Source organism: Salinicola lusitanus (assembly GCF_038648475.1).
Classification (GTDB): Bacteria; Pseudomonadota; Gammaproteobacteria; order Pseudomonadales; family Halomonadaceae; genus Salinicola; species Salinicola lusitanus.
In genome coordinates this window covers 3256129-3267391 of the sequence record NZ_CP151919.1, presented here as the reverse complement: position 1 = coordinate 3267391, position 11263 = coordinate 3256129, and the positions used below count along the sequence as shown (strand labels likewise).

The 11263-nt window shown below is 65.8% G+C and carries 10 protein-coding genes; 2 read left to right on the top strand and 8 right to left on the bottom strand.

Going from position 1 to position 11263, the window contains the following annotated elements:
- Window positions 1–67: 67 nt before the first annotated feature.
- The 6 genes from AAGT95_RS14720 to AAGT95_RS14695 are packed head-to-tail and all read right to left on the bottom strand — an operon-like array spanning window position 68 to window position 5800.
- Complete coding sequence (locus AAGT95_RS14720) at window positions 68–1060, bottom strand: DctP family TRAP transporter solute-binding subunit (protein ID WP_110600323.1); 993 nt, start codon at window positions 1058–1060, stop codon at window positions 68–70.
- A 44-nt stretch (window positions 1061–1104) separates the two neighbouring features.
- Window positions 1105–2385 carry a TRAP transporter large permease subunit gene (locus AAGT95_RS14715; RefSeq protein WP_342594316.1) on the bottom strand — a complete coding sequence of 427 codons (1281 nt, stop codon included), beginning with the start codon at window positions 2383–2385 and terminating at the stop codon, window positions 1105–1107.
- Complete coding sequence (locus AAGT95_RS14710; protein ID WP_342594315.1) at window positions 2382–2951, bottom strand: TRAP transporter small permease; 570 nt, start codon at window positions 2949–2951, stop codon at window positions 2382–2384. The genes AAGT95_RS14715 and AAGT95_RS14710 overlap by 4 nt, the downstream gene beginning before the upstream one ends.
- Before the next feature lie 30 nt (window positions 2952–2981).
- Window positions 2982–3944 carry an NAD(P)-dependent oxidoreductase gene (locus AAGT95_RS14705; RefSeq protein ID WP_342594314.1) on the bottom strand — a complete coding sequence of 321 codons (963 nt, stop codon included), beginning with the start codon at window positions 3942–3944 and terminating at the stop codon, window positions 2982–2984.
- 12 nt (window positions 3945–3956) lie between these two features.
- Window positions 3957–4748: an IclR family transcriptional regulator gene (locus AAGT95_RS14700; protein WP_342594313.1), complete on the bottom strand. Its 792-nt coding sequence runs from the start codon at window positions 4746–4748 to the stop codon at window positions 3957–3959.
- Window positions 4748–5800: a D-2-hydroxyacid dehydrogenase gene (locus AAGT95_RS14695; RefSeq protein WP_342594312.1), complete on the bottom strand. Its 1053-nt coding sequence runs from the start codon at window positions 5798–5800 to the stop codon at window positions 4748–4750. Before AAGT95_RS14695 ends, AAGT95_RS14700 begins: the two co-directional genes overlap by 1 nt.
- Window positions 5801–5958: 158 nt before the next feature.
- Between AAGT95_RS14695 and AAGT95_RS14690 the strand changes: the two genes are divergently transcribed.
- On the top strand, window positions 5959–6975 hold the full coding sequence (locus AAGT95_RS14690) for an L-idonate 5-dehydrogenase (RefSeq protein WP_342594311.1): 1017 nt from the start codon (window positions 5959–5961) through the stop codon (window positions 6973–6975).
- Between the two features lie 167 nt (window positions 6976–7142).
- On the top strand, window positions 7143–8666 hold the full coding sequence (locus AAGT95_RS14685; protein ID WP_342594310.1) for an autotransporter outer membrane beta-barrel domain-containing protein: 1524 nt from the start codon (window positions 7143–7145) through the stop codon (window positions 8664–8666).
- A gap of 18 nt (window positions 8667–8684) precedes the next feature.
- Here the strand turns inward: AAGT95_RS14685 and galE are convergent, their stop codons facing one another.
- Window positions 8685–9665, bottom strand: a complete 981-nt coding sequence (gene galE / locus AAGT95_RS14680) for a UDP-glucose 4-epimerase GalE (protein ID WP_342594309.1) — start codon at window positions 9663–9665, stop codon at window positions 8685–8687.
- A 184-nt stretch (window positions 9666–9849) separates the two neighbouring features.
- Complete coding sequence (locus tag AAGT95_RS14675; protein WP_342594308.1) at window positions 9850–11001, bottom strand: glycosyltransferase family 2 protein; 1152 nt, start codon at window positions 10999–11001, stop codon at window positions 9850–9852.
- Window positions 11002–11263 lie beyond the last annotated feature (262 nt).

The following is an 11263-nucleotide window of genomic DNA, read 5'->3' as shown; positions in this document are numbered from 1 at the left end:
GGCCTTGCCACCTCACGGGTGACAAGGCCGTTTGCGTGCTGGCAGCTATCCGGACCCGCGCTACCGCTCAGTCCTGCTGTTGTCCCGCGGCCGTTTGAATGCTGTCGATCAGATCCTCGCCGTATTCATCGATGAAGCCCTGCCAGACTGGCTGTACCGCTTTCTGGAACGCCTCGGTGTCGACGTCGCGATTGACCTCCATGCCATCGGCCTCGAGTTGCGAGATCATCTGCTCGGCCTGATCGATGTTCATCTGCCGCTGCATCGCGGTGGCGTCGTCGGCGGCCTTCTGCACGATCTGCTGCTGCTCCGGCGTCAGGCTGTCGAAGCGATTCTTGTTCATCGCCAGCAGCAGCGCCGCATAGGCGTGATTGGTCATCGACAGATACTTCTGCACCTCGTCGAAGTTGAACGACACCACGATACCCAGCGGGTGATCCTGGGCGTCGACCACCCCGGTCTCCATGGCGGTGTAGAGTTCATTGACCTGAATCTGCTGCGGGTTGGCGCCGAGCAGCTCGAACATGTTGTTGAGCACGATGGAGTTGTTGACCCGCATGCGCAGCCCTTGCAGATCGCCGGGCTCGCGGATCGGCCCCCGGTTGTTGGTCATCTCCCGGAAACCGTTCTCGGGAAACGCCAGGCCCTTGAGGCCGGCGCTCTCGAGTTCGCTCATGACACGATCCCCCGGTTCGCCATCGAGGGCGTTGAAGGCGGCCTGGTGGTCGGAGAACATGAATGGCAACGTGAAGGCGGCAGCCTCGGGCACCAGCCCGGTGAAGTTGTTGAGCCCCGACAGCGTGATGTCGATGATGCCCGAGCGCGTGCCGTCGATCATCTGCGAGTCGTTGCCCAACTGGCCGTTGGGGAAAATCTGCACCTTCAGCTCGCCATTGCTGGCGCTCTCCACCTCCTCCTTGAACTTCTCCGCCAGGGTCTGCTGCAGATCGCTCTGCGGCGCCGGATGCGCGAAACGCAGCGTCGTCGCGGCCATGGCGGAACTCGACACGAGCGCCAGCCCGAACAGCGTGGCGGTGGTTGCCTTGATGATCTTGTTCATGACACCTCTCCTTGCCTTGTTTTGCGCTCTCATGCCTTCAGGCGCTAGCCGATCAGCCAATGCATCGGCACCGTGATGATCTGAGGCACCAGCACGAACAGCGCCAGCAGACCGATATAGACCAGAACGAAGGGATAGACGCCGCGCACGGCGTTGGTCATGGTCGTGTTACCCACGCCGCACACCACGTTGAGTACCGTGCCCACCGGCGGCGTGATCAACCCGATGCAGCAGTTGATGACGAACATCAGGCCGAAGTAGATCGGATCGATGCCCGCCGCCTTCACTAGCGGCATGAACAGCGGCACCAGGATCAGGATGGCGGGCGCCAGATCCATCACCATGCCCACCAGCAGCACCACTACCATGATCGCCGCCATCAGCAGCTTCGGATCGTCCGCCAGCGGCCCCAGCAGGCCGGCGAGCTGCTGCGGCAACTGGGCGATGGTGATCACCCAGGAAGCGACCATCGCCGCGCCGACCAGGAACATCACCAGGGCGGTCGAGCGCCCGGCACGAATCAGCACCGCCAGCAGCTTGCGCGCGTCCAGCTCGCGATAGACCACGGCGGAGACGGCAATGGCGTAGACCGCCGCCACCACGGCCGCCTCGGTGGGCGTGAAGACTCCGAAACGAATCCCGACGATGATGATCACCGGCAGCAGCAGCGCCCAGACACTATCGCGCAGCGCCTTCAACCGCTCACTGCGGGAGGCCTTCGGCTGCGGCTCGAGGTCCGATTTACGCATCATGAAGCGCCAGGTGATCATCAGCGCCAGGCCCATGAAGAGACCCGGCACGATCCCGCCGATGAACAGCTTGGCGATGGACAGGTTGCCCGCCACCCCCAGGATGATCAGCGGCAACGAGGGCGGAATCACCGGCGCGATGATGCCGCCGGCGGCGAGCAGCCCCACCGAGCGGGAGGCAGGATAGCCGCTCTTGCGCATCATCGGATAGAGGATGCTGACCAGCGCCGCTGCGTCCGCCACTGCCGAACCGGAAAGCCCGGCCAGCAGCAGCGAGGTAATGATGGCCACGTAGCCCAGTCCGCCGCGCCAGTGCCCCACCAGCGCCATCGCCAGGCGCACGATACGATCCGAAAGACCACCCACGGCCATCACTTCGCCGGCCACCATGAAGAATGGAATGGCCAAGAGGGCAAAATTGTCGACGCCATTGACCAGCGACTGGGAGACGATGTCGGCGCTGAACATGCCCATCTGCAGCATCAGCGCCCCTGCCGCCGCCAACAGGGCGAAGGCCACCGGCAGGCGCAGCAGGATGGCGCCGATCAGCACCGCCAGAAACAGCGCAAGGGTCATGGCCTGGTCTCCTGGTCACGGCTGCGCGGCGACGCTTCGCTCGACATCGCGCTTGGCGCGTCCTCGATACCCGGCGCTATCGCACCGTTAGCCCCGACGCCGGGCGCCTCCGAGTACCCCGGGCGCAGCAGCCCGAGCGTCGCGGTCACGCTCATCAGCGCGCCGGAGACGACGCCAGCGAGATAAAAGAGCCCCGTGGGCAGGCCGGTGAGCGGCGAGATGTTGTGCCAGTTGGCCAGCGTCTGGCGCCAGCAACCGATCAGCAGCATGAGCGAGGCGATCAGAATCACCAGCCACAGCAGCCGGCCAAGGACCAGGCGTACGGGGCGCGGCAGGCGATCGAACAGCTCGCCAACCGCCAGGTGCTCGCCCTCCTTCAGGCAGAGCGACGCCCCCAGCATGACGATCCAGACGAACCCCAGCCGCGACAGCTCGATGCCGGGGCGCAGCCCGGAAGCGAACCCGTAGCGCAGCACCACGTTGACGAACACCAGGATCATCATTGCCGCCATCAGCGCGGCGATGGCCCACTCGATTCCACGCCAGAAAGTCCGAACCGCCGTCATGGTTGCCTCCCGCCCTCTCGGGTCAGCCTGTCATCGCGCCTGCCCGCCATCGGGCAGACGATCGAGCTCGGCGATATAGCGCTGTGTCACCGTAATATCCTCGTCGCCGAAGCCGCGCCGGCCCAGATCCTCGTAGATCGCCGCCAGGGTGGTCAATTGAGGCGCCACCACCCCACCCCGCGCCGCCTCGTCGGTCGCGAAGCCGAGATCCTTGATCATGTAACGAGCCAGGCCGGATGGGGTGTAATCCTTGTCGATCAGGCGCTGGCGTCGCGACGCCAGAAAGCGTCCACCGGCATAGCCGCCCCCGAGGCAGTCGAGCAGCTTGGCCAGATCGAGCCCGGCGCGCTCGGCGATCACCGTGGCCTCCGCCAGCGCCACCATGGTCGAAGCGACCACCATCTGGTTGCACGCCTTGGCCACTTCCCCGGCCCCCAGCGGACCCAACAGCGTCGGCGTGCCGAAAGTCGCCAGTAGTGGCCGGGCCACCGCGAAGGCCGCTTCGTCGCCCCCGACCATGACCGAGAGCGTGCCCGCCTCGGCACCATCGGCACCGCCGGAGAGCGGCGCATCGAGCAGCCGGACCCGGCCATCGGTGCGCGACTCGAGTTCGGCGGCCAGCTCGCGGACGCCAGCCGGCGAGGAGGTCGAGCAGATCACCAGCAGCAGCGGCCCGGAGAGCCCCGCCAGCAGGCCCTTCTCGCCTTCGAGCAACGCCCGTAGCTGCGGCAGATCGGGCAGCACGGTGATGATCACGTCGCTGGCAGCCGCCAGCTCCCGAGGGCTGTCGCACCATTCGGCGCCGGCATCCAGGGCTGGCCGGGTCCGCTCCCGCGAGCGACCGTGAACGCTGACCTGGGCGGCAACGCCCGCTGCCAGCAGGTTGCGGGCCATCGGCATGCCCATGCTGCCAAGCCCGATCATGCCCACCCGGCACCGGCTGCCGGCGCCTGGATCGGCATCGGATCCGGAACTCTCCTCGAACGTCGCCATGGCATCGTTCTCCTAGTCGCGACCGCCGCCATCGGCGGCAAGGTTCATGGGATTGGCAATACGCTCCGCCATCGCCTGGAGCGCTTCCACCGCTCGCATCTCGATGTCGTCGTCGCAGCGCTCCTGCATCAGCGACGTCCCCAGGGCGTAGGCCTGTTCGCCGCTGTACTGGGGCGCGATCGTCACCGCCAGCCCGCGCACCCCCGGGAAGACCTCGCCCACGTCGCGACCGTAGCCACGGCCGCGCACCGCGCGGATCTTCTCCACCAGGGCGTCGAGATCGGTCACCGAGCGGTCGGTCCAGCCGGGACGCGTGGCGGGATCGTGAAAGCGGCGGCGAAGCTCGTCGTCGTCGAGCCTCGCCAGCAGTGCGTTGCCCACCGCCGTGATCGAGGCGGGAAAGCGACTGCCGATACTGGCGGTCATGCGCAGCGGCATGCGCCCGGCGTGGGCGGCAAGGTAAAGCACCTCGGTCCCGTCGAGCACCGCCAACTGGCAGATCTCGTCATGCAGCAGCGGGGTCTCGTTGCAGGCCTGGTAGAACGCCTGGACCGGGTCGTCGGTGCGCAGATAGGCGCCGCCCAGCTCCACCAGCCGCCGCCCCAACCGGTAGCCATTGCCGCTACGGGCGATCAGCCCGTCGGCTTCCAGCGTCAGGCAGATATTGAACAGCGACGAACGGGCGACCGAGAGCTGGCGCGCCATCTCGCTGACGCCCTGCGGGTTGCCGCCGGACTTCTCCAGCAGCGCCAGCACCCGAATCGCCCGGCTCACCGCCGGCGTTCGCTCGCCCTCGCCCGCCATCAGTAGAACTCCACGGTATCGACACGGTTGACCAGCGGCTCACCATCGAGATAGCGACGCGCGTTGTCGACGAACAGCTCGGCGATGAGGCGGTCCTCCGCCTCGCTCAGCGCCGCGGTATGCGGCGTCAGCAGGACATTGGGCAGATCCCACAGCGGTGAATCGGACGCCAGCGGCTCCACGGCGGTGACGTCGAGCACCGCCAGCCCCACCTGGCCGCGCTCCAGCGCGCGGATCAGCGCCGGTTCGTCGATCACCGTGCCGCGTCCGACGTTGACGAGGGTCACGCCGGGCTTCATCGCCGCCAGCAAGGCATCGTCCACCATGCCCAGGGTGGCGGCCGTGCCGGGCAGCGAACTCACCACCGCATCGGCACGGGCCGCCGCCTCATGCAGCCGGTCGGGGGAGATGATCTCGTCGACATGCTCTACTGGGCGCTGGTGGCGCGAGACGCCCATCACGTGCGCGCCGAGCAGCGACAGCTTGCGTGCCACCTCGCGACCGATACCGCCCAGCCCCAGCAGCAGCACGCGCTGTTCACTGACCTGCCCCATCATCCAGCGTCCGCTCCAGTGGTGGGCGCGCTGCTGGTCAAGAATCCGCGGCAGTTGCTTGGCGCCGGCCAGCACCCCGAACACGGCGTACTCCGCCAGCGGCCCGCCGTGGACCCCGGCGGACGTGGTAAAGCAGACCCGCGCCAACTGCTCGGTGGACAGATTCGCTGCCTTCACCTGACCGCCACCGCCAGCCGCCATGACGTGCACCCAGCGCAGCGCCGGGTTGGCCTCGACGGCACGGGCCAACCGGGCTGGATCGACATCGGGTATGCCGTAGAGCACCTCGGCATCCGCGAGCAGCGCGTCGAAGCGGGCTTCCTGCTCCGGGGTACGCCGGAAAGCAGGATCGCCGCCAAAGTCCGCCGGATGGCGCATGGGCGGCAGTAGCGACTGATCCCGCATGAGCGCGAGGCGAGGCTCGCGGGCCTCGATCCATTCGCACAGTTCCTCGCTCAGCGGTGTCGCGACCGCTACCCGCAGCTTGCCCTCGTTCATGAACCGTCCGCCTCTCCAGAGCCCCACTATCGTCCAATGAGCTGAACGTCGTTCAGCAGAATGTACAGTGGTATTCTGGGATCGTAAGCACGTCTTTGGTCGCGAGTAGACGCCGGGCAACTGGTACATTGGTCTGAAGCATCGATGGAGGTAGCGTCATGAAAGCCCTGGTCATCCATGGGAAGCAGGACCTGCGCAGTCAGGAGTGGGAAACGCCCCAGCCACGCCAAGATGAGGTGCGCGTGCGCATCGCCTGGGGCGGGATCTGCGGTTCGGACCTGCACTACTACCATGAAGGCGCCAACGGGGCGTTCGTGGTGCGCGAACCGCTGATCCCCGGCCATGAACTGTCGGGCACCGTCGATCTCGATCCCTCGGGGGAGCTGGCGCCGGGTACGCCGGTCACCTTCCATCCCGCCACCTTCGGCGAGTGCCGGCCGGGGCTCGAGGGGCAACCGCACCTGTGGCCGAACGGCGGCTACCTGGGTTCCGCCTCCACCACCCCGCACACCCAGGGCGGCATGAGCGAATACCTGGTGATGAAACGGGAGATGATCCGGCTACTGCCGGCGGGCCTGCCGCTCAGGCGTGCCGCGCTGGCCGAACCGCTGGCGGTGGCCCTGCACGGCATCAACGTGGCCGGTGGGGTCGAGGGCAAGCGCGTGCTGGTCTGCGGCGCCGGGCCGATCGGGCTGCTGGTCGCGGCCGCGGCGCTGGCCAAGGGGGCACGCGAGGTGACCGCGACCGACCTCCATGAGGGGCCGCTGGAGCGGGCGCGAGCGCTGGGAGTGCATCACACGCTGCGGGCCGGCGAGCAGACGCCGGAGCCTGAGTCTTTCGATGTGGCGCTGGAGTGCTCCGGCGCGCCGGCCTCGATCGACACCGCCATCCGGGCGGTACGCCGCGCCGGGGTGATCGCGCAGATCGGGATGATGGGCGCCGGCCCGCAACCGCTGGAGCTGGCGCTGCTGATCTCGAAGGAGATTCAGCTGCGGGGCTGCTTCCGGTTCAACGACGAGGTCGACGACGCCATCGCCCTGCTCGCCAGCGACGCGCGTTTCGACCAGGTCATCACCCACGAGATGCAAGCCGACGACGCCGTCGAGGCTTTCACCATCGCCAAGGACGCCCAGGCCTCGGGCAAGGTCCTGATCCGGCTCTGGCCGCAGGATTAATGCCTCTTTCGAGCTTATAAAAAGAGAAAGGCAACCAGATGGTTGCCTATAACCCCTTACCAGTTGCTCATCCTATATCAGCAAAAACTTGTCTTTGGCGCCTCGTTCCTTAAGCTGAAATCTCGTGACACTAGAATCGCTAACGCCCGCGGACGACAAGGAAAACCATGAACAATGCCAAAGGATGGCTGCTGGGTAGCGCCATCGGCCTGATCTGCCAAACCGCCCAGGCCGATGGCTTCGATTTCGCCGACCTGATCCAGATAGGACAGGCCCTGCCGGACATCGAGACCGGGGGCGCAGCGGCCTCCAATACCCAAGCGACGCTGACATTGAGCGACGGCCGGGAAGTCACCGTGACCTCGCCGGACGGCACCACTCCGCTCTCGAAGCTGGTCGGCACCGACGACGCCACCTTCGTCGTCGACGGTAACCCGGTGAACTTCTCGACGGCGTCGACCAGTCTCGAGGACGCCTACGACGACAGCGGCGAGCCAACCACCTTCTCCATCTCCAGCGTGGTCGAGACCCGGCCAGTCACCCTGAGCTGGCAAGGCGCGCTGGATGACGCCGACGACGGCAACACCTTCGATGCCACGCTCAACGGCCAGCCGATCACGCTGACACTGCCGGAAGGGACCACGCTTTCCAACTTCAAGGGCTCCACCCCGATCACGCTGACCGACGCGAAAGGCAACGTGCTGGTGGACGGCGCCTCCTTCAACAGCCTGTCCAGTTCGGCACTGCTCAAGATCGCTTCCCAAGTGGGCATGCTCGATACCGACATGGCCCTGCGCGGCGCCCAGAAACAGGCCATGGCGCAGAATTTCGGCCTGATCGCCAGCCAGATCGATGCCGCGATGCAGCCCGGATTCGCGAACCCGAGTCGCGTTGCCGTCGATGGCCACGGCGCGGAAGCCAACGGCGTCAGTCTATGGGTCGCATCCGAAGCCAGCGACCTGGCCGGCCATGCCGACACCACCGGCTACGATGGCCACGGCAAGGCCGCTTTCGTCGGCGTCGACAAGCGTTTCCGCCACGCCTATGGCAGGGGCTTGATCGGCCTGGCGGCTGGGCACAGCGAGATCGATATCACCACCCACGGCAACGCTGCCAAGGTGGATCTGGGCGGGAACGTCATCGCGCCCTACGCCGCCGTCTCATTCGACAGCCGCGACTGGGGCAGCCTGACGCTGGATGCGATAGGGCTTTATCAGGATCTCGATGGCAGCAGTCGCAACCGCTATCTGGCGGGGGATCTCGAGCTGGATGGCGAGCGCTGGGGCGCGCGGGGTTCGACGACCTACTTCCTGCCGCCATGGCAGCGGGCGCATCTCGGCATCACCGCCGGCGGCGCCTATCTCAACGACAAGCTGCGCGGCGCCTACCTGGGCACCGAAAGCAACTACGGTATCGAGCTGGGCGAGGTCTTCGGCGGCCTGAAGTTCAGCTACGAGCTGCCTGCCGGCCAGCTTTACGCCAGCGCGATCCGCTACCACAACATCACCGCCGCGGTGGACAGCCAGGTCAACCTGATCGAGGGCGACGACAAGAACCGCAATGAACTGCGCGTCGGCGCCTCTCATTCGTTGGGCCACAACCTGGACTTCGACATCTCGGGGCTGACCGTGGTCGGCGACAGCGACACCGAGTACCGCAAGATCCAGGCGACCCTGGCCTATCGGCTTTGAGCCGTGGGGGCGTGACGCTCACAGCAAGGCGCGTTTCTGCTCCCAGGCCCAGGCGTGCTGGACGATCGTATCGAGATCCGCGTAGCGGGGGCGCCATCCCAATGTCGCCTTCGCCGCGCCGGCATCGGCCACCAGTCTTGCCGGGTCGCCCGCCCGGCGCGGCGCATCGGTGAACGGCACGCGGCGGCCGGTCACCCGCTCGACACTATCGAGAACTTCCTGGACGCTGAACCCGCTGCCGCTCCCCAGGTTGAATCGCGCCGTCGGCTGGCCCTCGAACAGGTACTCCAGCGCCAGCAAGTGGGCGTCGGCGAGGTCGCAGACATGAACATAGTCGCGGATACAGGTGCCATCGCCGGTCGGGTAGTCGCGGCCAAACACCTTCAGCGCCGGCCGCACGCCCATCGCCGTCTGCAGCGCCAACGGCACCAGGTGGGTCTCGGGGTCGTGGCGCTCGCCGATCGTGCCATCAGGGCTCGCGCCCGCCGCGTTGAAGTAGCGCAGCGATACCGAGCGCAGGCCGTGCGCCAGCTCGAAATCCGCCAGCACACGTTCGATCATCAACTTGCTGGCGCCATAGGGGTTGAGCGGCTGGGTGGGATGGGACTCGTCGATCAGCGGCCGGCATGGCTCGCCGAAGACCGCCGCCGTCGACGAAAACACCAATACTCCGACACCGTGCTCGATCATCGCCTCGAGCAGGGTCAAGGTCTTGGCGACATTGGTGCGATAGTAGATCGCCGGATTGTCGACCGACTCGCCGACCTCGATCAGCGAGGCGAAATGGAGCACGCCGTCGAAGGCGTGCTGGCGAAACAGCTCATCCAGCAGCGCCCGGTCGCCGACATCGCCGATGCAGGTCGTCGCCCCGCCACTGCTCTCCCGCCAGCCGCTGGAAAGATCGTCCAGCACCACGACATCGTGCCCGGCACGCTGCAGGCTGGCGACCATATGCGAACCGATGTAACCACAACCGCCCGTCACGAGTAGCTTTTTCATCACGAATCTCACCACGGAACGCGCGCCCAGGTGGAGGCCAGAGCCGCCATTGTCATCGACGCGACGCAAAAGCGTCATCTTACCGCACCATGGCTCGATCCCCTCAATGTCGGCGACAAAAACCGACTCAGCCACCCCGCCTGTCGGCAAAAGGGTGTGCGACCCGCCACCGAGCCGACGTGACTCAGGGCATTCGATGTTGCCGCGACAGCCCGAACCACCCAGCCAGAATCGACAGCCAGGATCGCGATCTCGGGGCCTCGCGACCGGGCACTGCATGATCCCGGGGTGCCACGCTCGCAGGCGAGGGCCCGCTCGCCGCGCTATCCTCCTCCGGGACCACGACCACTTCATGCCGAGTCCCCTTCAGGAACGCCACCGCCCTGTCCCGCTCCGGGGTATCGAGCTTCTCCTTGATCAATACCGTCGCCCGTTCGGCCCGCTCCAGAATGGCCAGCTTGTCGGCTGCGATGAGGGTTTCGATATCGAGCTCCGACAGAAAGCGTTCTCGATCCCGGTCATAGGCCCGGAACTCATCCTCGGGCCAGAAGAAGCGACGATGCACGGTCACGTTGCGATGAGAGCGATAGCCGGGCCGATTCATTTTCAGCAGGCTTCTCTGGGAGGGGCGGCCTCTCAACGACAGCGACAGGTACTCCGCCTCGGAGCGATACATCCGGTGGATGATATAAGCGCTTTTCGGCTTCATCACACTCTGGGCTGCCAGCTCCGACTGCTGCTCGTCGAAGGTCATGGGCGCGCCATCGGCATCCAGCGGCGTCACCTGAGCCCCGAAGATGGGGTGGTGGACTCGCACGTGCCTGATATCGATGCCGTCGAGGGGGAACAGGGTCTTCAAATGGGAGGAGAGCTCGTAGCCCGCGCCACGCTGTAGCGGCGTGAACGGGGCGCGCTGGCCCAGTTCGCAGTGCCATAGATGACAGATAGGCTGAGGCTGGCCATCGCCGCTGATGGCGGCCACGAAACGATCGACGGGAGTGGCGAAATCGTTGGGCACCCAGAACTCATCGACATCCAGGAACAGCAGCCAGCCGACCCCTTCCTGGCGTGAGCGATCCAGCTCCTTGGCATAGGCGATGGTCTGCAGCTTGGCGCCGACACCCGGGTCGCAGAGATCGACCCAGTCGATGAATTCGTAGCTGACCTGCGGGTAGGTGCCACGGATTCGCTCCAGCACGGCGGCCGAAGCGTCAGAGGTGCGATTGATATAAACGTGAATCGCGTCGAAGCCGAAATGAAGATGGTGGAAAACCCATTCCGCCAGGTAAGGCCCCTCATCCTTGGCGACAGCGCAAAGCTTGAACGTAGGCTTCATGAACTCTTCCCTTGGAGCGCTATCGCCCCTTGTTATCGTTGGCGCTTGCGATTTAGGCTTCGCGGTCGTATGCGCGAGAGCCACGGCAGTCCGGCAGGACACGGATATCTTTCGGCCTGCGACAGACAGCGCCCACCAGCATCGGTAGTCCTCACCGTCACGGCAAGATGGTTTATCTAACACTCATTTTTTGACATACGATCAGGCTGCTAACGGCCTAATTTTAATGAGCGGCGATGCCACGCAACGGCGCTGGAGCTCA

Coding starts and splice junctions, on each gene's coding strand:
- AAGT95_RS14720 (WP_110600323.1), bottom strand. CDS start 1,060: ATGAACAAGATCATCAAGGCAACCACCGCCACGCTGTTCGGGCTGGCG.
- AAGT95_RS14715 (WP_342594316.1), bottom strand. CDS start 2,385: ATGACCCTTGCGCTGTTTCTGGCGGTGCTGATCGGCGCCATCCTGCTG.
- AAGT95_RS14710 (WP_342594315.1), bottom strand. CDS start 2,951: ATGACGGCGGTTCGGACTTTCTGGCGTGGAATCGAGTGGGCCATCGCC.
- AAGT95_RS14705 (WP_342594314.1), bottom strand. CDS start 3,944: ATGGCGACGTTCGAGGAGAGTTCCGGATCCGATGCCGATCCAGGCGCC.
- AAGT95_RS14700 (WP_342594313.1), bottom strand. CDS start 4,748: ATGGCGGGCGAGGGCGAGCGAACGCCGGCGGTGAGCCGGGCGATTCGG.
- AAGT95_RS14695 (WP_342594312.1), bottom strand. CDS start 5,800: ATGAACGAGGGCAAGCTGCGGGTAGCGGTCGCGACACCGCTGAGCGAG.
- AAGT95_RS14690 (WP_342594311.1), top strand. CDS start 5,959: ATGAAAGCCCTGGTCATCCATGGGAAGCAGGACCTGCGCAGTCAGGAG.
- AAGT95_RS14685 (WP_342594310.1), top strand. CDS start 7,143: ATGAACAATGCCAAAGGATGGCTGCTGGGTAGCGCCATCGGCCTGATC.
- galE (WP_342594309.1), bottom strand. CDS start 9,665: ATGAAAAAGCTACTCGTGACGGGCGGTTGTGGTTACATCGGTTCGCAT.
- AAGT95_RS14675 (WP_342594308.1), bottom strand. CDS start 11,001: ATGAAGCCTACGTTCAAGCTTTGCGCTGTCGCCAAGGATGAGGGGCCT.